Source organism: Lysinibacillus xylanilyticus (assembly GCF_001708185.1).
GTDB lineage: Bacteria > Bacillota > Bacilli > Bacillales_A > Planococcaceae > Lysinibacillus > Lysinibacillus xylanilyticus_A.
This window is the reverse complement of sequence record NZ_MDDN01000002.1, coordinates 53,360-79,142: the sequence shown is the minus strand read 5'-3', so window position 1 is coordinate 79,142 and position 25,783 is coordinate 53,360. Positions and strand designations below refer to the sequence as shown.

Sequence of the window (25,783 nt, the reverse complement as noted above, 5' to 3'; positions counted from 1 at the left end):
AATTATAAGCTTTGCATGTCTTTATGCGTTAACCGCTTGGTGCTTCATGCTAGTGGAAGAGAAGTAAGGAGGAATGAAAATGTGGATCTTTATGGGGATTGTACTTGTGTTCCTTTTCGGTTATCTAGGGCATGCATTACTATATCCTGAAAACTATTAATAGGCTTGTAGGAGGTACTACAGTATGTGGCAAATCGCCATTGTATTAATCATTTATTTACCGCTCGTGATTTTAACTGGGCACTATCTATTTCGGGTGACAATGCACCAAAAAACATGGCTTGATCCAATTATGGATAGATTTGATGCTGTTATTTATAAATTATGCGGCATTAAACAAGGCGATATGACGGGTAAACAGTATGTGCTTTCGTTAATTTTGTCGAACGCCTTTATGGTGTTTATTGGATACGTTCTTTTACGCATTCAAGCGATGCTGTTTTTAAACCCAAACGATATTGACAATATGGAATCAACACTTTCATTTAATACCATTATTTCATTTATGACGAATACGAATCTTCAACATTATAGTGGCGAATCAGGACTCAGTTATTTATCACAAATGCTAGTCATTATCTTTATGATGTTTACATCTGCAGCTACTGGTTATGCAGCTTGTATGGCGTTCTGCCGTCGTCTAGTTGCTAAAACTGACACTATAGGGAATTTCTTTGTGGATTTCGTTCGTGTTATTACACGTGTGTTAATGCCTTTATCTATTGTTGTTGCCATGATTTTAGTAGCACAAGGTTCTCCGCAAACCTTTAGTGCGAATAAAACTGTCCAAACAATAGAAGGTAAATTACAAGATATTGCCCTTGGACCTGTAGCTTCTCTTGAATCCATCAAGCATATAGGTACTAATGGTGGTGGTTTTAATGGAGCGAATTCAACGACACCATTTGAAAATCCAACGGTCATTTCTAATATTGTGGAAATGCTATCTATGATGTTATTACCAGGTGCTTGTGTAGTTGCATTTAGTTTAATGGTCGCATATAGAAAAAAGAAAACTATATTTGGGAAACAAGGGCTATCCATTTTTGCGGCAATGAGTATGCTGTTCCTAGTTGGACTTGTAACTGTGTATGTAGCGGAGAAAGCGGGTAATCCAATTATTAGTGAGCTCGGAATTTCGCAGGAGCTTGGCAGTATGGAAGGAAAAGAGATGCGCTTTGGGGTAGCACAATCAGCACTATTTACAACAGTGACTACTGCTTTTACAACGGGATCTGTTAACAATATGCACGATACATTGACGCCGCTTGGTGGTCTTGTACCGATGTTTAATATGATGCTAAATGTTGTGTTTGGAGGCAAGGGAGTCGGCCTAATGAACATGATGATGTATGTGTTGCTAACGATATTCATCGCCTGTTTAATGATTGGTCGAACACCTCAGTTTTTAGGCAAGAAAATTGAAGAGAAGGAAATGAAACTGATCGCTCTTTGTATTTTGATTCATCCTGCTATTATTCTACTATTTTCAGCACTTGCAGTTGCAACAACAGCAGGGGTAGCGGGCATAACGAATCCGGGTGCACATGGTTTATCGCAGGTTTTATATGAATTTGCATCTGCCTCTGCTAACAACGGCTCGGGTTTTGAAGGGTTAGCTGACAATTCAACATTTTGGAATGTAACGACAGGGCTTGCCATGTTCTTTGGACGTTATTTGACGATTATTATTCAACTAGCTATAGCGTCTCTACTTGCTAAAAAAATGTTTTACAGCGATTCGGTGGGAACATTGAAAACGGATAATACTGTTTTTACATTGTTACTTGTTGCGATTGTTTTAATGATTGGTGCTCTTACATTTTTACCAGCATTAGCTCTTGGACCAATCACAGAGCACTTACAACTTTATTTTCATTCAGCTTAAGACGCCCACCTTTTAATGTGATGAGGTGAATGCGGATGTGATTCCTTTTTAGTGGGTATCCAAATACCTATTGAATGAAGAGCCTCCGGCGGATGTCACGGATTTTGAAAGGAATGAATGAAAGGATGTTAGCCTAAAACCTTCGCATCCTGCGAAAACGGCTAACTGACCTGCATCGGTAAAAATGCCACGTCCTGTGGCATTACCGAAATGACTGACATCGTGTCGGCCCTCGTACAGGCCTGGGCACAATTCAAAATCCGGACGCATTGTTTATCTGTAGCGAAAACGCAGCGACAGCTACAAATGTATTCTGCGCGAAAGCGAAGCGTCAGCGGCAATTACGCCAAGGCGAAATTGATTTTAGTAAGGAGAGACACTTATGGAAACTGCAAGAAAAAGTTTTATTACGGGCAAAATGTTTAAAAGCTCGATGATAGACGCTTTAAAGAAGTTTAGTCCAGTATATATGGTGAAAAATCCAGTTATGTTTGTAGTAGAGATAGGGTTTATGTTTGTCCTGTTATTAACCCTTTTTCCGAATATATTTGGTAACGAAGTAGGAGAACATGACCGATTGTATAATGCGATCGTCGCCGTTATTCTTTTTGTTACCATTCTATTTGCTAATTTTGCAGAGTCGATTGCTGAGGGGCGAGGGAAGGCACAGGTTCAAACGTTAAAAAAGACGAAAACAGTGACACAGGCTCGTGTTCTGCTTAGTGATGGCTCTGAAATAGTTAAACAGGCACATGAGTTAAAAAAGGGCGATATCGTTTTAGTTCAGGCAGGAGAGGTTATTCCAAATGATGGAGAAGTCATTGATGGAATTGCTACTGTAGATGAATCGGCAATCACTGGTGAATCCGCACCAGTTATAAAGGAGCGGGGTGGTGATTTTTCATCAGTTACAGGTGGCACGACAGTTACGAGTGATTGGCTGATGATCGAAATTACCTCGATGCCTGGTGAATCATTTTTAGATAAAATGATATCGCTCATCGAAGGAGCTAGTCGTAAAAAAACGCCAAATGAAGTAGCGCTCAATACACTTTTAGTAAGTTTAACAATTATTTTCTTATTAGTTGTTGTGACACTCTATCCAATGACGGCTTATTTAAATGTGCCGATTTCTATCGCAACATTAATTGCCCTGACAGTTTGTTTAATTCCTACAACGATTGGTGGATTATTGTCGGCGATTGGAATTGCAGGAATGGATAGGGTTACACAGTTTAATGTTATTGCAATGTCTGGAAGAGCTGTAGAGGCATGTGGAGACGTGGATACATTAATCTTAGATAAAACAGGAACGATTACTTATGGAAATCGTATGGCTGCCGAATTTCTGCCAGTAACAGGTGTGGAAAGTAAAGATTTAATCCGAGCTGCATGGCTTAGTTCCTTAACAGATGATACACCTGAAGGAAAGTCTATTTTGTCACTTGCTTGCGAATTAGGAGTAAAAACAGACGGTGAAGAAAATATTATCAAGTCAAGTGAACATATTCCATTTACTGCACAGACACGAATGAGCGGGTTGGATATGAAGGATGGCACAAAAATTCGAAAAGGAGCCTATGATACGATAAAAAATGAAAGTATGAAAGCAGGTTATAACATTCCTGCAAATTTAGAACAGCTGATTCATCAAGTATCTTCTGTTGGTGGGACACCGCTTGTAGTAACGTTAAACGATAAAATTTTAGGTGTTATTTACTTAAAGGATGTTGTAAAGGCCGGACTTAAGGAACGCTTTGAACAACTTCGTGCAATGGGCATTAAAACGATCATGTGTACAGGAGATAACCCACTTACTGCAGCATCTATCGCAAAGGAAGCTGGAGTGGATAGCTTTATTGCAGAAAGTAAGCCGGAAGACAAAATTCAAGTCATTAAAGATGAGCAGGCACAAGGGAAAGTGGTAGCTATGACTGGTGATGGAACGAATGATGCGCCAGCACTGGCACAGGCAAATGTAGGGCTTGCTATGAATTCAGGTACGAATGCAGCGAAGGAAGCTGCTAACATGGTCGATTTAGATTCAAATCCAACTAAAATTATTGAAGTTGTAGAGATTGGGAAACAATTGCTAATGACTCGGGGTGCACTAACGACCTTCAGTATTGCCAATGATATTGCAAAGTATTTTGCCATTATCCCAGCTATGCTAATGGTCGCTGTACCTGAGATGAGCGCACTAAACATTATGAATCTCAATTCACCTTCAAGTGCGATTATTTCTGCCTTAATTTTTAATGCGGTCATCATTCCATTGTTAATTCCAATTGCAATGAAAGGCGTAAAATATAAGCCGATGAGTGCTGCAAAATTATTAAATAGAAACTTACTTGTTTATGGCGTAGGCGGAATTATAGCTCCTTTTATTGGCATTAAGTTGATTGATTTACTAGTTGGACCACTATTCCATACGTTTGGGTTATAGGAGGAAGATACATGCGAAAAATTTTTGAGAACTCAAAGCAAGCATTATTGATCACAATGACGATGTTCGTTCTATGTGGTTTTATATACCCGTTTGCTGTGACTGCATTAGCGCAAGGGTTATTTCCTCATAAAGCAAATGGCAGTTTAATCGAAATGGACGGTGAAGTTGTTGGCTCAGAATTAATAGGTCAAGCTTTTACAGCACCTGAGTACTTCTGGGGACGTGTTTCATCCGTCAATTACAATGTTTATACGGAAGAGGATACGATATCAGATGAAAATGGCCAGGTGAATTATAGCGGCGTTAGCTCTGGAACTTTTAACTATGCACCATCTAATCCAGAATTGAAGAAGCGAATAGAAGCAGATATCGAGAAGTTTTTACTAGCAAACCCAACCGTAAAACGACAAGACATACCTGCTGATTTAATGACTGCTTCAGGTTCAGGGTTAGATCCCCATATCAGTGTAAAAGCTGCACAAATACAAGTTGAACGTATTGCCCAAGCAAGTGGGCTATCTGAGGAAGAGATTGAAAAAATTATAGAGGCAAATACGGAAAAACGGTCATTTGGGGTTTTTGGAGAAAATAAGGTGAACTTCCTAATGGCCAATCTAGATATTATGAAAAAAATGAAGGGAAATGAGGCTCATCACTAAAAGTTGCTTGGAGTGGAGTCGCCCAGTCGGAACGAAAATCAACCCCGCGTTATGGTGATATGCAAAAACAGGTAGAGAAAAGTTTCTTTATTTTCTCTACCTGACTCTATTTTATGCTTGTGAATTTACAAGGATTTTAATATGGTTTCGCTCTTTCATTAGGGCTTCGAAGCCTTCTGTTACGACTTCATCAAGAGCAATTCGTTTCGTCACAAGTTTTTCAGCAGGGAAGTAACCTTGTTTCATTAATTCCATAACTGATGGGAAAATATCGCGATAAGCAATAATACCTTTAACAGAACGCTCTGTTAGAACGATATTGTTAGGCTGAATGGAAGCCGCAGATTCCCAAATGGAAACGATAATTGTTTCACCTTCGAATGTTGTGGAATCAATTGCTTGTTGTAATACTACAGGGACACCTGTTACTTCAAATGCAACATCTACACCACCATTAGTTAATTCATGAAGGCGGGCTACTGCATCCTCATCTTTAGGATTAATAACTGCTGTTGCGCCTAACTCTAAAGCCTTGGCAGCACGCTCTGCTGAAAGTTCTACTGCGTATATTTCAGCTGCTCCAGCAGCACGCAATGCTTCGATCACAAGAAGACCGATTGGACCTGTACCAAAGACTGCTGCTTTATCACCAGCTTTTAATTTACTTTGACGAACTGAATGTAATGCTACTGCTGCTGGTTCAACTAGTGCACCTTGTTCATAGGAAAGCCCTTCTGGCATTTTATGTACCATTTTTTCATCTACCATTGTATATTCAGAGAATCCTCCGCCCCCGCCAGAAAGACCGTGGAAACCTAGATGCTTACAAATATTATATTTACCTTTTTTACAAGCAGCACATTCGCCACATGCAAGAATAGGTTCTACAACTACGGGATCACCAACTTGTACTTTTGTAACACCTTCACCAACTTCTACTACTTCACCAGAGAACTCATGTCCCATAACAATTGGCGCAATATCTTTACTTACATAGTGAGGTTGTTCCACTGGAATGAAGATTGGGCCAGCTGCGTATTCATGTAAATCACTTCCACAAATTCCTGTCCAATGTACTTTGATCTTTACTTTTCCAGATGCAATTACTGGTTCTTCAATGTTTTCTACTCGGATGTCTTTTGCTTTATACCATCTTGCTGCTTTCATGATAAGTCAACCTCCTCTAATATCTTACATTTTTATCGTAGCATATGGTAATTCTTCAAATCATTAGTTATCAATAAATTGACATAAAATATACTAATTCTTAGCTTTTTTCAACAGCAGTTCAGTGCTTTTTTTATTGCATATTAACAGCATTTCGAGTAACTTTGATAAGGGCTTCTCTACAGCTATGATTAAAGTAGAAAATAATGTTCATGCTTAAGATAATAGGACGTTAATATACCTAAAAGTTGAATCATGATACAATGGGAAAGATGTTAGGAGGAACGAATTATGTCAAAATATACTGATTATAATTTTCAGCCATTTTTGCAGGACGCAATTGCAGAACTTGGCTTCACAGAACCAACGCCGATTCAAAAGGAAATTATTCCGCTAATACTAAAAGGGAAGAGTGCAATCGGACAAGCACATACAGGGACGGGAAAAACACATAGTTTTTTAATTCCGATTGTGCAACGCATTAATCCCGACAAGCAGGAAGTACAAGCTGTTATTACGTCACCTACACGTGAGCTTGCTCAACAGATTTTTGATGCGTTAAATCAATTAATAGAAGGAACAACTATTCAAGCGAAACTATTTATTGGGGGTACGGACAAACAACGCTCCATTGATAAGTTAAAAACGCAACCACAAATTGTTGTTGGAACGCCAGGACGTATTCGTGATCTCGTTTCAGAGCAAGCGTTATTTGTGCATACGGCGCCAATGTTAGTTGTCGACGAGGCAGATTTAGCATTCGATATGGGCTTTATAGAGGAGATTGACGGCTTTGCTTCTCAAATGCCAGATAACCTGGAAATGTTTGTATTCTCAGCGACAATTCCAGAAAAGCTTCAGCCTTTCTTGAAAAAATATATGGAAGCACCTGTTCATATCCATATGAACGATAAACGCCCGGTCGCAGAAGGAATTGACTTTGTGCTTGTCCCAGTGCGTTCTAAATCTCGTAACAAACGTTTGTTGGAAGTTATTGAAGGAATCAATCCATTTTTAGCGGTAATTTTCACTAACACACGTAAAACAGCAGAGCACGTTGCTGGCTACTTAAATGAAAATGGGATTCGCTGTGGTCAAATTCATGGTGACTTAAGTCCGCGTGATCGTAAGAAGATGATGAAGCAAATTCGAGAATTGGACTATCAATATATCGTTGCAACAGACCTTGCAGCACGTGGTATCGATATTCAAGGAATTTCACATGTCATTAACTACGAAATTCCAGAGGACTTAGAGTTCTTTATTCATCGTGTGGGACGTACAGCACGTGCAGGGAATAAAGGAACGGCTATCACGTTGTTTGAGCCATCAGATGAGGATGCAGTAGTACGTGTTGAAAAAATGGGCATTCCATTTGTTCAAAAAGATGTAAAAGATGGCGAATGGTCTGAACTAAAAGAGCGCCATGCACGTAAAAATCGTGTGAAGCAAGAAAATGAAATCGATGCGAAAGCTAAAGCATTAGTACGTAAGCCGAAAAAAGTAAAACCAGGCTACAAACGTAATATGAAATGGGAAATGGAAAAAATTAAAAAACGTGAACGTCGCATAAAAGCTCGCGGGAAAAAATAAGGAGGTATTCAAATGCTACTTGGATCACATGTTTCAATGAGTGGAAAAGAAATGCTCCTCGGGTCAAGTAAAGAAGCTCTTTCATATGGGGCAAATACCTTTATGATTTATACAGGAGCACCTCAAAATACTCGTCGTAAGGCAATTGCTGACCTTAATATTATGAACGGTTTACTACACATGAAAGAGCATGGCATGACAAATATTGTTGTACATGCTCCATACATTATCAATATTGCAAACACAGAAAAGCCTGAAACTTTCCGTCTTGGTGTAGATTTCTTACAGACTGAGATTGAACGTACAGCTGCTTTGGAAGCTACACAGATTGTGTTGCATCCTGGTGCCCATGTAGGCGCTGGTGCTGATGCAGGGATTGCTAAAATTATTGAGGGCTTAAATGAAGTATTAGCACAGGATTATCCTGTACAAATCGCATTAGAAACGATGGCAGGGAAGGGAACTGAATGTGGTCGTTCCTTTGAAGAGCTTGCCAAAATTATTGATGGTGTGACACATAATGAGCGTCTGTCAGTGTGCTTTGATACTTGCCATACACATGACGCCGGTTACAATATTGTCGAGGATTTTGATGGCGTATTAAATGAGTTTGATAAATTAATAGGTGTAGATCGTATTAAAGTCTTGCATATTAATGATTCAAAAAATGTTCGCGGTGCTGGAAAAGACCGTCACGAAAATATTGGCTTTGGTCATATTGGCTTTGACGCATTAAATTATGTTGTACATCACCCACAATTAAAAGAGATTCCTAAAATCTTAGAAACACCTTTTGTCGCATTAAATAGTGATGCCAAATCAAAATCGGCTCCATATAAACATGAAATTGAGATGTTACGTAGTGGAGAGTTTAAACCTGAGTTAATCGATGCTCTAAGAGGATAGAAAATAAATAGCCCGAAATCAGCTAGCATAAGTCCTGATTTTCGGGCTATTTTCTATTATTTTGTAAATAGTGCGATCAGCTGTCTAGAACGCTTTCTACCTAAAACAGCTTCAACCTCTACAAGTATATCTTTCGGAATACCTAAAAAGAGCCAAGTAAATGAGAATTGCTCCAAATAAGGTCGTAGTTTTTTTACTTCAGAAGTTGTAATTTCAAACCCTTCAGCACGAGCAATGGCAACGACTTCTTTATCACTACTTTGTGCTAATTGCTGTAAAAATTGAATACTCAAAGCCAATCCCCCTTTTAAAGTTTTTTAGTTTCTTTGAAACGAAATCCTTCTTGTGAACGACGTGCCAACTCTGAAAACCCTTACTTTAAAAGTTTTAGAATCAATGCCTATTACAACGTAATTTGAGCGTGATTCAAGTAAAAAAGTCTTTGTTAAAGCGAAAAGTGACATCTAAATGTATTTAAACTTTTTTCGACAACATGAGACAGCCTATTAGTAAACTAATTTCCTTTACAAAAACAGTGATTTCATTTATACTTACAATTTGTAAATCGTAATGATTTTGAATTAGAAAGAAGCGGTCATGCATGAAAAAATCACTTATTGATATTGAAAACTTGTCATTTCAATATGACTATACACAAGTATTAAAAAATATCTCTTTCCGTGTAGAAGAGGGAGATTTTTTAGCACTTCTCGGTCCAAATGGTTCTGGGAAATCGACATTATTAAAAATTATTTTAGGATTATTAAAACCAATGACTGGAGAAATAAAGTTATTTGGTGAACCAAGTGCAACTTTTAAGCATCGTGAATGGATAGGATATGTGTCACAAAAATCCAATGCCTTCAATTCAGGATTTCCAGCAACCGTCCAAGAGGTAGTAAAAAGCGGATTAACAAAAAAATTAGGGCTATTTAAAAGACCTGGACGAGATGCAAAAGAAAAAGTACTAGAAGCATTAAAAGCTGTTGGAATGGAAGCTTTTATGAATCGTAATATTGGTGAATTATCCGGTGGGCAACAGCAGCGTGTCTTTATTGCACGAGCCTTAGTTAGCGAACCGAGACTACTAATATTAGATGAACCAACTGTCGGCATTGATCATGAGAATGTACAGTCATTTTATGATATGCTGGTCAAATTGAATCGGGAACAGGGAATTACAATGATTCTTGTCACTCATGATGTCGATACAGTGTCGAACCGTATCAGCCATGTAGCATGTTTAAATCAAACTATCCACTTCCATGGTTACAAAAATGAATTTGATACAATTTCTCAGGATGCGCTTGAAGCTTGGTATGGTCATTCTGTGAGAAAGATTCACTAGAAGGAGAAGGCTCAATGATTGAAGCAATTTTTAACTATGAATTTTTACAAAATGCCTTTTTCTCGGGGATATTAATTGGCATATTGGCACCGCTGCTAGGTGTTTTTATTGTTGTTCGCAGGCTGTCGCTTATTGCAGATGCCTTGTCACATGTGACACTTGCAGGTATAGCAGGAAGCTTATATCTCAGTCAATCTGTTCCAGCCTTGGCTATGCTAAATCCAATTTATCTCGGTATACTTGCCTCTGTTAGCGGTTCAATTTTAATTGAGCGACTAAGACGTTTATATAAGCACTATGAGGAGCTTGCCATTCCTATTATTATGTCAGGTGGGATAGGGATTAGTGCTATTTTCATCTCCCTTGCCAGTGGCTTTAGCACAGATTTAATGAGCTATTTATTTGGTTCAGTATCAGCTGTTTCACGTCAGGATTTATGGGTAGTGGTGGGAATCGCTGTCGTTGTTATTATCTTTTTGTTGTTATTTTTTAAGGAGCTTTTTGTTTTATCTTTTGACGAGGAATATGCAAAAGCTAGTGGTCTACCTGCTCGTTGGATTCATCTGTTATTTATGATTGTGACAGCACTAGTTATTGCTGCAAGTATGCGCATAGTCGGTATTTTGCTTGTGTCATCACTTATGACATTACCAGTGGCTGCTGCAATGCGTTTAGCAAAGGGCTTTAAGCAAACGATCATCTACTCGATTGTCTTTGGGGAAGCAGCTGTGTTAATCGGCCTTGTCAGTGCTTTTTATTTGGATCTAGCGCCTGGTGGTACAATTGTTGTCACTTCCATCTTCATTTTGTTACTAGTTATTCTAGCGAAGAAAGTAGTATTTAAGATGGCTGCAAAACAAGAGGAGGTAGCACAGTGAATGTTTCTAGAGCGTGGGAAATTTTAAAAGAGAACGGCTATAAAAAAACAGATAAGCGGGAGTTAATATTAGATATGTTTGCAGCAACAGATAAATATCTAACAGCTCGTGACTTATTGGATGTTTTAAAAAAAGATTTTCCAGGTATGAGTTTTGATACAATTTATCGTAACTTAGCAACATTTGTGAAGCTTGGAATACTGGAAGAAACTGAGCTATCTGGGGAGCGAAATTTCCGCATGCATTGTGAGTCTGAACATCATCACCACCATTTTATTTGTTTGGATTGTGGCAATGTCAAGGAGTTAAATCTTTGTCCTATGGAAATGCTTGGAGAGAAACTACCAAACTACGAAATTGAAAATCATAAATTTGAGATCTATGGTAAGTGTCCGGATTGTAAGCATGAAACTGTGTAAAAAAAGGGGTAGCGCCAAGTGAAACATCACTTGGCGCTACCCCTTTAAATTTATAGTATTTATTCGTCGTTTATGATTATTGGTGTTTTTGTTGGAAAGCTACCATAAAGTCACGTAATGCTTCACAAGCTTCTAATGGGACAGCATTATAAGTAGAAGCACGGCAGCCACCTACAGAACGGTGTCCATTTAGTCCAACAAATCCTGCTGCTTTTGCTTCAGCAAGGAATTGTTTTTCAAGCTCTTCATCAGCAACACGGAAAGTAATGTTCATTAAAGAACGGCTTTCAGGTGTTGCATGACCTTTATAGAATCCATTGCTATTGTCAATGGCATCATAAATTACTTTCGCTTTTAACTCATTATGCTTCGCAATTTCAGCAACGCCACCTTTAGATTCAACCCATTTTAATACTTCACCTAGCATATAGATGCCAAAAGTTGGTGGTGTATTGTATAAAGAGTTGCTGTCAGCATGCGTTGTGTATTTCAGCATTGTTGGAATATTTTTATTCGCTTTTTCTAGCAAATCTTTGCGAATAATAACTACTGTTACACCAGAAGGACCAAGATTTTTTTGAGCCCCTGCATAGATTAGACCAAATTTACTTACATCAACTGGCTTAGAAAGAATATCACTAGACATATCTGCAACTAACGGTACATTTCCTGTTTCAGGGAATTCCGTCCATTGTGTGCCGTAAATTGTATTGTTTGAAGTGATATGCACATATGCATCATCCGCATTGAATTGAATGTCTGCTAAAGCTGGGATATTGCGATATTGATTTTCCTTTGTGCTAGCAGCTTCAACAGGCATACCAAAAAATTTCGCTTCTTTGAATGCTTTTTCAGACCATGAGCCTGATAAAACATAGCTTGCCTTTTGATCGGCCTGTAGGAAGTTCATTGGAATCATCGTAAATTGAAGACTAGCTCCACCTTGTAGGAAAAGGACTTCATAGTTTTCTGGGATAGCATAAAGCTTTTTCAATAAAGCAATTGCCTCATTATGTACTTCATCGAAAATGGCGCTACGATGGCTCATTTCCATAATTGACATACCTGACTCACGGAAGTTTACTAATTGCTGTTGGGCTTTTTCTAATACTTCTACTGGTAGTGCAGATGGGCCTGCGTTAAAATTGTATGCACGTTGTGTCAATGTGGTACACTCCTTGTGTTGTTTAATAAGGTGAATTTCGGGCTTTTAAGGTCAGTTCAAAGTCATCTATTTCATATACAATGTAAAGTATTGTACTGACCGTTAAAGCGAGATAAAGTGAAACTTCAATCAGCAGGGGTTTTCATCCTCTGCTGGTTGTTAGTTGAACCAATCGGGCTTTTACGGTCAGTTCAAAGTCATCTATTTCATATACAATGTAAAGTATTGTACTGACCGTTAAAGCGGGATAAAGTGAAACTTCAATCAGCAGGGGTTTTCATCCTCTGCTGGTTGTTAGTTGAACCAATCGGGCTTTTACGGTCAGTTCAAAGTCATCTATTTCATATAAATGTAGAGCATAGTACTGACCGTTAAAGCGGGATAAAGTGAAACTTCAATCAGCAGGGGTTTTCATCCTCTGCTGGTTGTTAGTTGAACCAATCGGGCTTTTACGGTCAGTTCAAAGTCATCTCTTTCATATACAATGTAAAGTATTGTACTGACCGTTAAAGCGGGATAAAAGCACTTTACTGGATTATAACTCAATTTTCAAGAGAAAAAATAAAATTCTCACTATTCGAGCAAAATTGCGACAGGCTTGCAACAAAATGTACACAATTGAGATAAATTCTTAAAAGTATTTTTCTTTAAATACGAACAAATGAAAATTTAGATGTGCATATATGAGATTATATTTCGTGATTTGCGCATTGGTTAATCATTGGTGTTATAAAATGTTCGGGTTTGAAAAAAGAAGTTTTATGGTAATTGTTTTAGCCTTCATTTAGTGAAATTCTTCTATGACAACAAGAGCCCATAGAAGTGCATGATATTAAGCATCTTGTTTAGATATGCCTAAGTTGCCCATATTACCGTTATATGCACTGGTTCGATGGAGGTTAAGGTGTAATATTGATGATATTTGCCGTTAATATAGGATGGACGGAAATTTTTTTAACTTTCTCCATAAACCAAGTATCTTTCGGTATAATGAACTGTGAAAATGAAGTAAGGGGTGTTTTAAATGTTTACAATAGAGGAAGCGTGTTTAGTTGTCGTTGATGTACAAGGTAAGTTAGCGACAATTGTTGATGAAAGTGAAGCGGTGATTGACAATGTGTCAAAGCTGGTACAAGCTATGAAGGCATTGGAAGTACCTATTTTATGGCTTGAACAAAATCCTAGTCGTTTAGGTGGGACTGCATTAAATATTGCTCAGCATCTTCAAGGGCAAGCTATTGCTAAAATGGCATTCAGTGCTTGCCAGGAGCAAGAATTTGTCGATGCATTGAAGGCAAGTGGTCGTACTCAATTTATCGTGACAGGGATCGAAACACATATTTGTGTCTACCAAACAGCAAGACAGCTAAAAGAGCAAGGGTTTGAGGTCGAAGTTGTTGTAGATGCCGTGTCCTCTCGTACAAAGGCCAATAAAGAGTTAGGGCTAGAGAAGATGAAGGCACTTGGAATTTTACCCACAAGCACAGAAATGATTTTATATGAGCTACTACAACGTGCTGATCATCCACATTTTAAAACGGTGCTACAGCTAGTTAAATAATAAAAAAACTCATCATAACGATGAGTTTTTTTATTAAGCAGGCATGTCCGTCGGTGTTGGTTTTGCGTAGCCTTCTTTATATGTGTCATCAATTGTTTGACGAATTTCTTTGAGACTCATGCCATCTTTATGCATTTTTGCAGACTGTACAGCGATTTCTAGGCAAACGTTACAACGCGTACCGTGATCATCCCAGACAATTGTTCCATCCTCGCGTTTTTCTTGAATAAAGCAGTTTAGATTGCTTTTATGTCCAACTGAATCGCCACATCCACAATAGCATGGCATCCATTCTAGAATTTCTGTAGACTGACCAGCAATTTGATACACTAAGCGAATATTTTCAGTTTGATTATTTAAAAAGGATGGTAGCACTTCTGCAGATGCAGTTTCCTCCTGAATATCTCCAGTAGCATGTGCATGTTCTTCGTGTGAAGCTTCTTTTGGCGTTTCGTTTTGATTTTTTTCAGCAACTTTTTTCTCCTCACCACAAGCACTTAACACTAATAACGATATAGCAAAAATAGATAGTAGTTTTTTCAATAAAAGCGCCTCCCACATGTTTACAATACTGCCATTATACCATCGTTCGCTTAAACATTGACAGGAAGCGCAGGTGAAAATCAATGAAAAATATCTAATCCACGTGTTTTGTTCATTAAAAGTTCCATTTTCTCACTCAATAATTTTTTCATGAAGAAACCAAATAGAATAAAAATGAGCCAGAAGCAAGATAAAAAGGCGAGATCCACCAATACCTTGGACCAAATAATACCACCAACAGCCTCTCGCATCATTTCAATTGCATAAGTAAAAGGTAAAAATGGGTTTATTATTTGGAAAAACTTTGGTAATAATTCTACTGGATATGTGCCGCCAGAACCTGCAATTTGTAACACTAACATGACAATGGCTAACGCTTTCCCAACATTTCCGAATACCGAAACTAGTGTATAGACAACTGTAACAAACACTAAGCTAATCAATAGCCCAAATGGTATAAAGTAATAAGGCGCACTAATGGATCCATCTAAAAGAACGATATCTCCTATTGTAATAATGAGCGTTTGGATAAATGAAAAAGTCGCAAATGTTAATAAACGTCCAAAGTATATTTCTCGAATACTGTATTGATGATTATCGTGAATATCAACAGATAAAAGTGAAATTAATAATAAACAGCCAACCCAGATGGAAAGTACAGTGTAAAATGGTGTCATAGCTGTTCCGTAATTAGCAATCGGAAACATCCTATGTTCCTGAAGCTTAATAGGCTCCTCAAAGAAATCCCGCTCGGCATTGACATCGTTTTTCAATAATTGAACAATTTCAGAAATATCTGCTTCGCTTTCTAATGTTCTTAGCTTCTCCGCTAAATTCTTAATTTTTGTACTTAAAGCAGGGAAATTCGATTGTACTGTAGCAATTGTTTTATTAGCTGTCGCTAACGTATTTTTTGCATTTGTTAAACGATCTGATACTTGAGGAAGAAAACTTTTTACATCCGTTAACATGGATGATGCATTTGTTAATGTATTTTTCGCAGAAGTCAGGGTCGTGCGAATTTGTGGTTCTAGATGATCGTTATAATGAGTAAGGAATTGATTCAGATTGTTCGAAGCATTTTGCGCAACACTTTGAACATCAGCGAGATCTTTTTTGATCTTTTCTCCATCAATATTATTTAACTGCTGAACTTTATTTGAGACGTCAGTTAGTAACGTATTTAGCTGATTTAATGCTGTTAGAGAGCTTAATGAATAATCAGTTAAACTAGGATTTGCCTGTAAATCTCCGCGTATAGCTTCAAGTTGTTCAATGATTTTTTTATTAAGTAAAGTTTTAACCTCTTCAGAATTGCTTTGCTGTAGTGCTGTCAGGATGTTTTGTACTTTGTTTTCAAGCTGTTTACGAGTTGAAGCATCAGCTTGTGTTAATTTTTGCAGTGCTTCAAGTGTTTGTATGCTAGAATTTATTTTTTCGTGAGATGCATCCAGCTGTTTCTTAATCGCATCCTTTGTTTGGGCAATGGTTGCTGTATCCACATTAGCATTTTCTAGCTTCCCTACTAGCTCTGTAAATCGTTGCGCAATATTTTGGACAGCTTCTAAATCCTTTTTAATGATAGGGGATAGCTCGGTGAACAGTGTGTCAGCTTCATTAATCAATTTTAAACCTTGTTGAATAGTTGTAAGACCTTCATTCGTTAATTTTTCAACCTCAGGAACTTGGGTCATCGTGTGGTTCAGTAATGTCTCAGCTTCTTTGCCACCTTTAGCGGTTTGTGCTAAAAAGGTCTCAATACCAGGAAGATGTTGTTCAATTGTAAAAATATAATTTTCAAACGTTCTTAAGTTTGGAATTTCCCGTTCCATCTCAACACCGATCGTATTAAAAATAGCGAAAAGTGTTCCATTGACAGTTGAGATAAATTCACTAGAAACTTGTTGAGTTAGGCCACTAGCACCTTTAATTGTAATTTTGGGTGAGACTGCATTTATTTTTTCATTTACATAATAATCGATATGCGCTTTAGTAGGCTGATTTGACAGTATGGAGGTTAGTTTTTGTGAAAAGTCACTAGGGATTACGATAACCGCAAAATAGTCACCGTTTTTTAAACGATCCATGGCTTTTTCACGAGTTGTAAATTGCCAAGAAAAGCTTGTATTTGTGCTTAAATTAGCGATTACATCGTTACCGACATGTATATCTTCTCCTCTAACATTCGCTCCTGTGTCTTCGTTGACAATAGCAATTTTCATATTGGCTGTATGGGCATAAGGATCCATAGAGGCATAAATATTGAGCCACGCATAAAGAGAAGGTAAAAAGATAAGTCCACCAATAATGACAGCAACTACCCAGTTTGTTAAGATATTATGGATATCACTTTTATATATTTGAAAAACTTGTTGGATAGTGTGTTTCATATTATTAACCACTCCACCTTTATATTAAGCTTTGTACTATTTATGGTCCCAAAAATGGGCGGAATTATGTTTGGATTGTAGAAAAACTTATTTTTAAAAGACAAATTAGTTTACTAGGGTTTAAAAAAACTTTATAATCAATCGCGAATACACTAAAACTAGGATTTTTTAGTGTAGAAAAGGAGGAACACATTCTAGTGAAAAAACTACTAATTATTGGGTCAGTTATTGTTGTGTTATTTATAGCAATTGTTATGCTAACAAAAGTATCGAACGAAAGTAAGTTAACAAGTGCAAAGAATCCTTATGGCGACAAAGTACTAAAACAAGAAACAATTGATCAATTAGATGATGAAAATTACCAAAACATAATGTTACCTGAAGAACTTGAGAAAAAAATAAAAGCTGGTGAAGATGTCAATGCTTATTTCTTCAGTCCGACATGTGTACATTGTCAAGCCTTCACACCAGTATTAATGCCGATTGCTAAGGAGCTGGGTGTTGATATTGTTCAATTAAACACTTATGAATACGGGGATTTATTTGATCAATACAATTTTAAAGCGACGCCAACATTCATTCACTTTGAAGATGGTAAAGAGGTTGACCGCTTTGTCGGTGCATTACCAGAAGAAGAGTTACGTGCTTATTTAGAAGTATTAAAAAAATAAGGAAGGCTACGACTGTCTCAAAAGTTATTTTGAGCAGTCTTTTTTTATCTTCATTCAGTAAATGCTTGTACATACCTGAGAACAATTCGAAATCTTAAGGTAATTAGCCCAAGGCGAAATTGATTTTTGTAGTGTATACTGAATATACTGACGAGCTGTACATTGGAGGAATATTGAATGACAATGGATGATTATTTTTATAATGGCGAGCTAATGAAATGCTATGAGGTAGCTAAGCAAGTTACAGATGACAGCGAGAAAGCGTTAGCTGATCAATATATTAAATTATTGGAAGAGTATGATTTTGCTAGCTATCCAAAGGCTACGTTGTTTGTGGAAACTCAGCATGAAGAACGAACAGATGAAAGCTATCCTGAATCGGATGTCGTCGTGGAAATTCGTGCGATAAAAGATGAAGCACAGTTTTCTCAGCGTATTAAGGAGCTAGAGGATGTAGCGAAAACAGGTACTCCAAATGAAAAGGCACAATCATTCTTTACGCAGGGTGAACTGTTTTTGTTTGCACATCACTACAATGAGAGTGTCCATTGTTTTAAACAAGCTGTAAAAGAAAACCCTAATAAAGCTTTATACTGGGGGATTACAGGGCAAACGATGCACCGCTTCGGTTGGATGCCATTCGACGCCCTAGGCTACTTGGAGCAAGCGATTAATTTAGATGCAAAAAATGCGCGTTGGCTATGGAATAAAGCACTTGTTCTGATTCAATTAGCGAAGGATTTACAGATGGCGCCGTTTATGGCAAATGCAGCGATGACATTAGAGCAGGCGCTGGCTGTTTGCGGCGAGCATCAGCGATCATTAAAGGATGCTATTCAAAATACAATAGATAATATGGATAGCTATGTGTTTTCATAAGATAAAGCCTCCGGACGTATTGTTTATCTGTAGCGAAAGCGAAGCGACAGCTACAATTATGCCAAGGCGAAATGAATAAAGTGACAATCGAGAACATCTTCGTTTCATTTATATGGCGAAGATGTTCCTTTTTGTTTCTGAAGCTATGTCAATGATGAAAACTATTTCAACAGCCTACATGGAAGGCGGTATACGTTGCCCGTTTCTTTATATTCTCCAATCATGGTATGATAGTGGGGAAATGATTTGTAAGATAAAGGACGGGTTTTTGGATGGCACAAGAAGTGGCAAATAAATTTATTGAAGATGTCTGTAATCATTTAGTGCGCAATATGAATATTACGAAAGTTGAGGAGCACTTTAAAGAGACAATTGCAATATACCGTAAATCGGCAGCAACACAAATTGATTTTTGGGATAGGCTGATGGTCAATATGTTGTATTTTACTGAAAATGAGCAAGTTTGGGAAAAAGAATTTTTGGGAATGCTCGACAAGAAAGAGTGGTTAAAGACTACTGTGTTAGAAGAAGAGCTTTTGATGCATCAAATGCGTATTCGTCAGCAGGTAGCGGAACAAATGGATGCCGCTAAAGAATTGTTCCATAAGCAATATGAGACAGAAGGTATGACAGAGGAAGATATTGTCTACGATTATGCTTATAGCTCTGCTGGACATTCAATGCGCATAGATTTATTAACAGTGCTTGTCTCAACACCTGAGCAATCAAAAGTACTTTTTAACGCAGATCCACAAGAAACAATTCGTATTATTAACGGCTATATTGCGTATCACACCGATGGGATTATTAATAAAGTTAAACTTTAATCGGTAGGGCAGTATTTATACTCATAACTAAAATTTTGCATGTCATTTATTAAAATGATAATGAGGCAATCCTGTTCTTGTCTAATTACCTTATGCAGTATAATAAGGAGATAGTAAGGACATCAGAAAGGAATTTTTTCAATGAATACACCATTTACATTTAAACATACACAACCTACGAATATGGACCCGAATAAAAAATACCCGGCAATCTTTTTATTGCATGGAATGGGTAGTAATGAAGATGATTTACCACAATTAGTACAGGATTTTAAAGAACAATGCCATATTTTTAGTTTACGTGGACCTATTACGCAAAAGCCGGGCTATGCTTTTTTCACGATCCAAGAGGTCGGAAACCCAGACCGTGAAATTTTTGATAAAGTGTTAGTGGCATTACAACGATTTATATTAGAGGCAATTGAAGAATATCAAGTTGATCTACATAAAGTGTACGTGCTTGGATTCAGTCAAGGAGCTGTTTTGGCACAATCACTTGCTTTTGCAATGGGGAATTTAATTACGGGAATTGTAGCGTTAAGTGGCTACACGCCAAAATTCGTTACAGAGGAATATGCAATTCGACCAGTTAATCATTTACATGCATTTATTTCTCATGGTGATTATGATTATATTATCCCGTCGCAATGGGGCGCTGAAAGTAAAGAAATCTTTGAGCAATTTGGTGCTACTGTGACATTTAAACAGTATCCAGATGGCCACGGTGTTACACCAGAAAATTTACGTGATCTAACTGCATTTTTAGCGCAGGAATTACAAGATAATATTCAATAAAGTGAAACCGAGGCATGTAGGATGTCTCGGTTTCACTTTTATTCTTTAGTAGATCAATTAAGAGCTATTTCGATAAGCTGCGATCCTTGTCAGTCACGGCAGCTACTGCATCGTGAATGGTTGTTTCAAAATGATTACTTTGTAATGAGGATACACCTTGAATTGTTGTCCCGCCTGGTGAACATACCTGGTCTACAAGTGCCCATGGGTGTTCCTGTGATTGTAAAATCATTTTTGCACTACCGAGTACTGCATTTGCTGCAATATCAAGAGCCATGCTTTTTGGCATCCCTTCACGTACAGCAGCACGTGCTAAAGCGTCAATATACATATAAGTAAATGCTGGTGAAGCACCACCAATCGTTGTAAATATCGAAAATAGGTGTTCAGGGATCTCGATAATTGTTCCAACTGTTTCAAACAGTGAAATGACATGTTGAAGCTGTATATCTGATACTTGCTCACTTGTTGTATAGCAGCTTGTAGAGGCACCGATAAGCGCATTGATATTTGGCATTACACGAATAATAGGGGTAACTTCAGATAGATAACCTTGGAAGTATGTAATATTTTTACCAGCAGCAATGGATACAATGACATGGTTGTCTTGTAAATGCTTTTTCACCTCAGGTAAAACATCAGGTAACATTTGGGGTTTAACACCAAGGATAATGACGTCACAATTTGACATAATATCTTCAATAGAGCTTGCGGCTTGAATACCGAAAGAGGTTGCTAATTTTGTTGTTTTTGCTTTGGTACGATTATAGCCATAAATAAAAGTGGAATCAAAATCTCCGCTTTTGCACATTCCTTTAATAATAGCTGTAGTCATATTTCCAAGGCCGATAAATCCGTATTTCACGTGGTAGACACTCCTTCATAAAGTTAAAACATACACATTAGTATAGAGTAGATTGTTTTACTTGAATAGTAATATGCTAAGAATCAAGCTAATTAGGTTCAAATTCACGTCAGTCGGTGGTATCATAGAAGATGTTGTGAATGGGACGTGTATCTTTATTTTCATTCAGTAGAAGACCAATTGGTGAGATGAATGCAATTGTACCTCCCATGCAGTGGGTCTTCAAACGAAAGTGGTAAATACACCAAAGCGTAATTGATTTTTATACATCAGAAAAGAAAATCATGTACTTTATGTGAACATAGAGACAGACTCTATCTAAAAGAGGTAAAATTAAAATTTGATACGTTTAACTTCTTTCAGCGGGTGTTCAAACACCCACTGAAATAGAGGAACTCAGTCTAAGAACGCCACGTCCTGTGGCAACGACTGAGTGACCAACATCACGTTGGCCCAAAGCCTCCGGCGGATGTCACGGAATCGGAAAGGAGTTCTTAAAGGATGTTAGCCTAAAATCATCGCATCCATGCGATAACGGCTAACTGACCTGCATCGGTAAAAACGCCACGTCCTGTGGCATTACCGAAATGACCGACATCGTGTCGGCCCTCGTGCAGGCCTAAGCACAAAGCCGATCCCGGACGCAATTATGCCGAGGCATAATTGATTGGAAATTTTGTCGCTTTCGATCGAGTAAAGCGTGTAGAAATTTTGAGAGAAAAGGAATTAAGATGAATGGAACAAAATCTAAAAACGGAGCATAAGCTACAATCTTCTAAGAAATCATCAGGGAAGTCCTCACGCTCTACTATTTTAGCGCAGACAGTTAAAACAGGAATCATTAAATCAAATTTAATTCCTATGTGGGCTGGTTTAACGTTAGGTATTTACAAAAATAAAATGACATTTGTAGAGAATATACCTGAAATTATTTTTGCTACGATTGGTTCTGCACTTGTTATTGGGGCTGCTGGAGCATTTAATAATGTATACGACCGTGACATTGACGCTATTATGCCTCGTACGCAAAGTCGACCAACTGTAACAGGTGAAATGTCAGCGAAATCTACGTTGATATTAGCTTTTGCCATGCTCATTACCGGGGTAGCTTTGCTAGGACTTGCTTCACCATTAGCTGCGGCATTCGGTCTCTTAGGGGTGTTTTTATATGTAGTACCCTATACAATGTGGACAAAACGACGCACAATTTATAACACGGAAATTGGGAGTATCGGAGGGGCAATTCCACCTTTAATTGGTTGGGCTACTGTTTCTAATGATATTACACATCCTGCGATACTTGGTCTATTTTTCGTGATGGTCATTTGGCAGATGCCCCATTTTTATGCCATTGCTATTCGTAAGCATGCTGACTATGAAGCGGCTAAAGTTCCTATGCTGCCAGTTGTAAAAGGGATGCGCCGTACTTATTATCAAACGAACTTTTATTTAATATTATTGATTTTTTCAAGCTTCTTATTTGGCACTTTAAGTGTTGGTATTATGCTTGTTGCACTTTTACTAAGCATCGCATGGCTTGTAATGAGTATTTATGGCTATCGTAGTAATAAAGATCAAACGAAGTGGGCAACCAAAATGTTTGTTTTCTCACTTATCCATATGACAATTTTATTTTCAACGGTTATTGTTTACTCTGTAGTAGGTGTTATTTTTAAATTGTATTAAAGCTTCATTCAGCACGAAAAGCCAACAGGTTATTCTACACTTGTTGGCTTTTTCCTTTCCACTGAGATTATTTGACGACTTGGCCATTCTATAGCGTGTAACTGACCTCCAAAAACAGCCCCACCATCTATTCCAATGATATTATTTTCACCAAAAAAGACACTGTGCTCTGTTGGATTTTGGTGAAGTTTGTAGGTAGGTGTATGGCCAAAGATTACAGCTTTTTCTCCTTGATAACCAGCATGGAAATTTTCACGAATCCATAAAAATTGCATCGGATCTGTCTCTGTCATAGCTACTCCAGGAACAACACCACCATGTACAAAAATGACATCCTCTAATTCGATATAAATATCAAAGGTTTCAATAAGCTGTAAATGTTCTTCGAGCTTTGGTAAGGTCTGGATAAAGCTAGGTAATGTATCGTTTTCAATGGCTTCCTTAAAATCGTCTAACTGATAACCATAGCTTGCAAGAGTTGCATGACCACCGCAAAGTTTCACCCAATGATTCCAAGATTTGGGGTGCCCGGAGCGACAGGCTTTTAACATAAGGGCTTCATGATTTCCTAGTAGAACACGTGCACCTTTTGTTTGCAATTCACCCACTAAGTTTAAAACGCCACTAGATGAAGGCCCGCGATCAATATAATCGCCAAGTAAAAATAGCTGATCTTGCATAGTATCATACTTAGCTTTTAATAATAATTCTTCAAAAAGGTCCAATTCTCCATGTATATCACTAATTGCTAGTATTCGATCCATAAAGCGCATCCTCTCCAGTATTAAAGCAATTACTATTAAGTATCAAGAATAGTTTTGCATAATTCAACTGATCTAACATTACACCAAAAGATTGATTGTAAAGTTATCACTCCATACCACTAGTATCTATTTATACTTTATCATATGAAGAGGTGATTTCATTTTCATATTCATTTGTCTATAGTGTTCGCTAGATCATACGAAGATTTATTTGCTACAGCAAATTCAACGAGGCTATGAAAAATATAATGACGCCATTGCAAATACATCTATTGGTGTGATAGTAATAGATGCTAAACTAATTTTTTTTGGCTAAAATCTGTTCTTGATTTAAAAAGTAGGTATGATATGAAAGTACATAGAGCGAAGTATGAGCGACGAGGAGGCTTCGACCACGCTGAGTCTTCCGTAACTGAATGGTGGAGGGGATTGTAGTACTACTCGCACTTAACGTAGAAACATTGTGCTTTTACGTTAAACGCGAACAAAATTTAACTTCTTTCAGCAAATGGTTTTTGTAGCGAAAGCAAAGCGTCAGTTACAGAAGTCACCGCTTCTATAGATGGTGAGATGAATGCGGTATTAAGTAACTTTTCAGCGGGTGTCCAAACATCCGCTGAAAGAAGTTAAAGTCTCTGGCGGATGTAACGGTATCGTAAAGGAGTTCACAAAGGATGTTAACCTAAAATCATCGCATTCATGCGAAAACGGCTAACTGACCTGCATCGGTGCCGCTGCCGCTACGCTTTAGCACAAAAAACATCTGTTGCTGACGCTGCGTTAGCACTACGCTTTCGCACAAAAAACATTTGTTGCTGCCGCTGCGTTAGCACTACGCTTTCGCACAAAAAAACATCTGTTGCTGCCGCTGCGTTAGCACTACGCTTTCGCACAAAAAACATTTGTTGCTGCCGCTGCGTTAGCACTACGCTTTCGCACAAAAAACATCTGTTGCTGCCGCTGCGTTAGCACTACGCTTTCGCACAAAAAACATCTGTTGCTGCCGCTGCGTTAGCACTACGCTTTCGCACAAAAAACATTTGTTGCTGCCGCTGCGTTAGCACTACGCTTTCGCACCAAAAAACATCTGCAGGCCTAAGCATAAAGCCGATTCCGGATGCAATTATGCCGAGGCATAATTGATTTATACTGTAATCTTTTCCCATTCTTGCTCGGCCAATGATTCATCAAATGTTGATAGTAGTCGATAGTTGTTTGTATCTAGAATTCGAAAATGCTGACTAATGGCGTTTTGTTGTAAGCGATAACCATTGTATTCTCTAAGATTTTTCCACCATATGTATCCACCCATCGTTTTTTCTTTAGGTTGTAATGTTCCATTATTAGCGATTAAGTCAACAATTTCAAGTGGATCACCACCGAGCTCATGCTGTAAAATTGAGCTTTCTCGGCATAATGCGCAAACCGCAACAGTTGTAGTCCAGGCAGTCTGAATACGACCTTTTTCAATTTGAACAAGTGTTTTTTTAGAAAGTCCTAGTAAATCACTCATCTGATCCTGCGTTAAATCTTTTTCAGTACGGATTAATTTCAGTTTTTCTGAAATAAGTGTGATTAATTGTTCACGATTCATCCAAACACCCTTCCTTTCAGATAGTTAAGTACCATTATACATGAAAGTGGTAAACTGTGTTTTCTGTTTCGCTAGTAATTGTGGTTAAATCGTGGGAAATGAGGGGGCGAGGATATTTTTTGATGAATGGCGAGTGTGTCGATGCATTTTGTAACGTAAAAAACAGACTGTCCAAAAATAGAATGTTGGACAGTCTGTTAAATGCTTACATCTCGTATTTTTTCGTATCAGAAATAACGCGGAAATGGATACCTTTAATTTGATCGCTTATTTTATGACGTAGTGTATCAATATCTACTAGCTCACTATTATCATTGACACATTCTGCGATTTCTTGCATTAGCCTCGTAAATGCCTCTTTGAAAAGTGAACGCATATTATCAAAATCCAAGCTACGGAAGTTGCCGTCAATATCAAATGCCTCCACTGAGTTTAATTGCTTTGAAGCACCAGCAAAGCGATCATCGTATACTGTATAGTTTTCGTCTGTCACAACGATAATATATAATACCTCACCTGTGATCGTTTTTAATTCAATGTTCGTTTTGTGTTTTTTGACGTCGGTAATGATATGAATACCGTCCGAATGATATAGCTTAAATAATTTCATTATGTGATGCCCCCTGAAAATAGAATCATATTCATGTTTCTATTATATACGTATATACCTAATAATGGAATAAGACGAAAGTATCTAGAAAAACTAGTATAGACCTATTGGGTGATGCTGGTAAAG

The 25,783-nt window shown here is 37.8% G+C and carries 25 protein-coding genes; 14 read left to right on the top strand and 11 right to left on the bottom strand.

The window, feature by feature from the left end; genetic code table 11:
* The first annotated feature begins 184 nt into the window (after positions 1 to 184).
* The 3 genes from kdpA to kdpC all read left to right on the top strand — a co-directional run bounded on the left by kdpA (position 185) and on the right by kdpC (position 4,996).
* A complete protein-coding gene (kdpA, locus tag BFJ97_RS05090; RefSeq protein ID WP_068983579.1) occupies positions 185 to 1,888 on the top strand; it encodes a potassium-transporting ATPase subunit KdpA in 1,704 nt (567 codons plus the stop codon).
* Between the two features lie 382 nt (positions 1,889 to 2,270).
* Positions 2,271 to 4,334 carry a potassium-transporting ATPase subunit KdpB gene (kdpB, locus tag BFJ97_RS05085; RefSeq protein ID WP_068983578.1) on the top strand — a complete coding sequence of 688 codons (2,064 nt, stop codon included), beginning with the start codon at positions 2,271 to 2,273 and terminating at the stop codon, positions 4,332 to 4,334.
* Positions 4,335 to 4,345: 11 nt separating this feature from the next.
* Positions 4,346 to 4,996 (top strand): potassium-transporting ATPase subunit KdpC, encoded by a 651-nt coding sequence (kdpC, locus tag BFJ97_RS05080; protein WP_068983577.1) that lies wholly within the window; start codon positions 4,346 to 4,348, stop codon positions 4,994 to 4,996.
* A 111-nt stretch (positions 4,997 to 5,107) separates the two neighbouring features.
* Here the strand turns inward: kdpC and BFJ97_RS05075 are convergent, their stop codons facing one another.
* Positions 5,108 to 6,163, bottom strand: a complete 1,056-nt coding sequence (locus tag BFJ97_RS05075) for a 2,3-butanediol dehydrogenase (RefSeq protein WP_068983576.1) — start codon at positions 6,161 to 6,163, stop codon at positions 5,108 to 5,110.
* 291 nt (positions 6,164 to 6,454) lie between these two features.
* On the opposite strand from BFJ97_RS05075, the gene BFJ97_RS05070 reads away from it, so the two are divergent.
* Both BFJ97_RS05070 and BFJ97_RS05065 read left to right on the top strand, forming a co-directional pair.
* A complete protein-coding gene (locus BFJ97_RS05070) occupies positions 6,455 to 7,756 on the top strand; it encodes a DEAD/DEAH box helicase (protein WP_068983575.1) in 1,302 nt (433 codons plus the stop codon).
* Between the two features lie 12 nt (positions 7,757 to 7,768).
* Positions 7,769 to 8,662, top strand: coding sequence for a deoxyribonuclease IV (locus BFJ97_RS05065; RefSeq protein WP_068983574.1), 894 nt, complete (start codon positions 7,769 to 7,771; stop codon positions 8,660 to 8,662).
* Between the two features lie 56 nt (positions 8,663 to 8,718).
* On the opposite strand, the gene BFJ97_RS05060 is transcribed toward BFJ97_RS05065, so the two are convergent.
* Positions 8,719 to 8,955, bottom strand: a complete 237-nt coding sequence (locus tag BFJ97_RS05060; RefSeq protein WP_068983573.1) for a Nif11 family protein — start codon at positions 8,953 to 8,955, stop codon at positions 8,719 to 8,721.
* A 308-nt stretch (positions 8,956 to 9,263) separates the two neighbouring features.
* On the opposite strand from BFJ97_RS05060, the gene BFJ97_RS05055 reads away from it, so the two are divergent.
* The 3 genes from BFJ97_RS05055 to BFJ97_RS05045 are packed head-to-tail and all read left to right on the top strand — an operon-like array spanning position 9,264 to position 11,307.
* Positions 9,264 to 10,010: a metal ABC transporter ATP-binding protein gene (locus BFJ97_RS05055; RefSeq protein ID WP_068983572.1), complete on the top strand. Its 747-nt coding sequence runs from the start codon at positions 9,264 to 9,266 to the stop codon at positions 10,008 to 10,010.
* Positions 10,011 to 10,024: 14 nt separating this feature from the next.
* A complete protein-coding gene (locus BFJ97_RS05050) occupies positions 10,025 to 10,888 on the top strand; it encodes a metal ABC transporter permease (protein WP_068983571.1) in 864 nt (287 codons plus the stop codon).
* On the top strand, positions 10,885 to 11,307 hold the full coding sequence (locus BFJ97_RS05045; RefSeq protein WP_068983570.1) for a Fur family transcriptional regulator: 423 nt from the start codon (positions 10,885 to 10,887) through the stop codon (positions 11,305 to 11,307). The genes BFJ97_RS05050 and BFJ97_RS05045 overlap by 4 nt, the downstream gene beginning before the upstream one ends.
* Positions 11,308 to 11,383: 76 nt before the next feature.
* On the opposite strand, the gene serC is transcribed toward BFJ97_RS05045, so the two are convergent.
* A complete protein-coding gene (gene serC / locus BFJ97_RS05040; RefSeq protein ID WP_068983569.1) occupies positions 11,384 to 12,472 on the bottom strand; it encodes a 3-phosphoserine/phosphohydroxythreonine transaminase in 1,089 nt (362 codons plus the stop codon).
* Between the two features lie 1,024 nt (positions 12,473 to 13,496).
* Here serC and BFJ97_RS05035 point away from each other — a divergent pair.
* Entirely contained in the window at positions 13,497 to 14,033 is a 537-nt protein-coding gene (locus BFJ97_RS05035; RefSeq protein ID WP_068983568.1) for a hydrolase, read from the top strand.
* A 33-nt stretch (positions 14,034 to 14,066) separates the two neighbouring features.
* On the opposite strand, the gene BFJ97_RS05030 is transcribed toward BFJ97_RS05035, so the two are convergent.
* A complete protein-coding gene (locus BFJ97_RS05030; protein WP_068983567.1) occupies positions 14,067 to 14,576 on the bottom strand; it encodes a PCYCGC motif-containing (lipo)protein in 510 nt (169 codons plus the stop codon).
* A gap of 80 nt (positions 14,577 to 14,656) precedes the next feature.
* On the bottom strand, positions 14,657 to 16,966 hold the full coding sequence (locus BFJ97_RS05025; protein ID WP_068983566.1) for a YhgE/Pip domain-containing protein: 2,310 nt from the start codon (positions 16,964 to 16,966) through the stop codon (positions 14,657 to 14,659).
* A gap of 197 nt (positions 16,967 to 17,163) precedes the next feature.
* On the opposite strand from BFJ97_RS05025, the gene BFJ97_RS05020 reads away from it, so the two are divergent.
* From BFJ97_RS05020 to BFJ97_RS05005, 4 genes are all read left to right on the top strand, one after another.
* Positions 17,164 to 17,637: a thioredoxin family protein gene (locus tag BFJ97_RS05020; protein WP_068983565.1), complete on the top strand. Its 474-nt coding sequence runs from the start codon at positions 17,164 to 17,166 to the stop codon at positions 17,635 to 17,637.
* A gap of 177 nt (positions 17,638 to 17,814) precedes the next feature.
* Positions 17,815 to 18,516 carry a tetratricopeptide repeat protein gene (locus BFJ97_RS05015; RefSeq protein WP_068983564.1) on the top strand — a complete coding sequence of 234 codons (702 nt, stop codon included), beginning with the start codon at positions 17,815 to 17,817 and terminating at the stop codon, positions 18,514 to 18,516.
* Between the two features lie 272 nt (positions 18,517 to 18,788).
* The gene (locus BFJ97_RS05010; RefSeq protein ID WP_068983563.1) at positions 18,789 to 19,343 is read left to right on the top strand and encodes a hypothetical protein; all 555 of its coding nucleotides are present in this window, start codon (positions 18,789 to 18,791) and stop codon (positions 19,341 to 19,343) included.
* A 141-nt stretch (positions 19,344 to 19,484) separates the two neighbouring features.
* A complete protein-coding gene (locus BFJ97_RS05005; protein WP_068983562.1) occupies positions 19,485 to 20,138 on the top strand; it encodes an alpha/beta hydrolase in 654 nt (217 codons plus the stop codon).
* A gap of 64 nt (positions 20,139 to 20,202) precedes the next feature.
* Here BFJ97_RS05005 and proC read toward each other — a convergent pair whose 3' ends face one another.
* Positions 20,203 to 21,003 (bottom strand): pyrroline-5-carboxylate reductase, encoded by an 801-nt coding sequence (gene proC / locus BFJ97_RS05000; protein ID WP_068983561.1) that lies wholly within the window; start codon positions 21,001 to 21,003, stop codon positions 20,203 to 20,205.
* Between the two features lie 735 nt (positions 21,004 to 21,738).
* On the opposite strand from proC, the gene cyoE reads away from it, so the two are divergent.
* Positions 21,739 to 22,689 (top strand): heme o synthase, encoded by a 951-nt coding sequence (cyoE, locus tag BFJ97_RS04995; protein WP_068983560.1) that lies wholly within the window; start codon positions 21,739 to 21,741, stop codon positions 22,687 to 22,689.
* 29 nt (positions 22,690 to 22,718) lie between these two features.
* Here the strand turns inward: cyoE and BFJ97_RS04990 are convergent, their stop codons facing one another.
* From BFJ97_RS04990 to BFJ97_RS04980, 5 genes are all read right to left on the bottom strand, one after another.
* Positions 22,719 to 23,453 (bottom strand): metallophosphoesterase, encoded by a 735-nt coding sequence (locus BFJ97_RS04990; RefSeq protein ID WP_068983559.1) that lies wholly within the window; start codon positions 23,451 to 23,453, stop codon positions 22,719 to 22,721.
* A gap of 740 nt (positions 23,454 to 24,193) precedes the next feature.
* A complete protein-coding gene (locus tag BFJ97_RS23985) occupies positions 24,194 to 24,394 on the bottom strand; it encodes a hypothetical protein (RefSeq protein ID WP_139114379.1) in 201 nt (66 codons plus the stop codon).
* A gap of 30 nt (positions 24,395 to 24,424) precedes the next feature.
* Positions 24,425 to 24,556 (bottom strand): hypothetical protein, encoded by a 132-nt coding sequence (locus tag BFJ97_RS25400; RefSeq protein WP_302621784.1) that lies wholly within the window; start codon positions 24,554 to 24,556, stop codon positions 24,425 to 24,427.
* A gap of 41 nt (positions 24,557 to 24,597) precedes the next feature.
* Entirely contained in the window at positions 24,598 to 25,047 is a 450-nt protein-coding gene (locus tag BFJ97_RS04985) for a helix-turn-helix transcriptional regulator (protein WP_068983558.1), read from the bottom strand.
* Between the two features lie 205 nt (positions 25,048 to 25,252).
* The gene (locus tag BFJ97_RS04980) at positions 25,253 to 25,657 is read right to left on the bottom strand and encodes a hypothetical protein (RefSeq protein WP_068983557.1); all 405 of its coding nucleotides are present in this window, start codon (positions 25,655 to 25,657) and stop codon (positions 25,253 to 25,255) included.
* Positions 25,658 to 25,783: the final 126 nt, after the last annotated feature.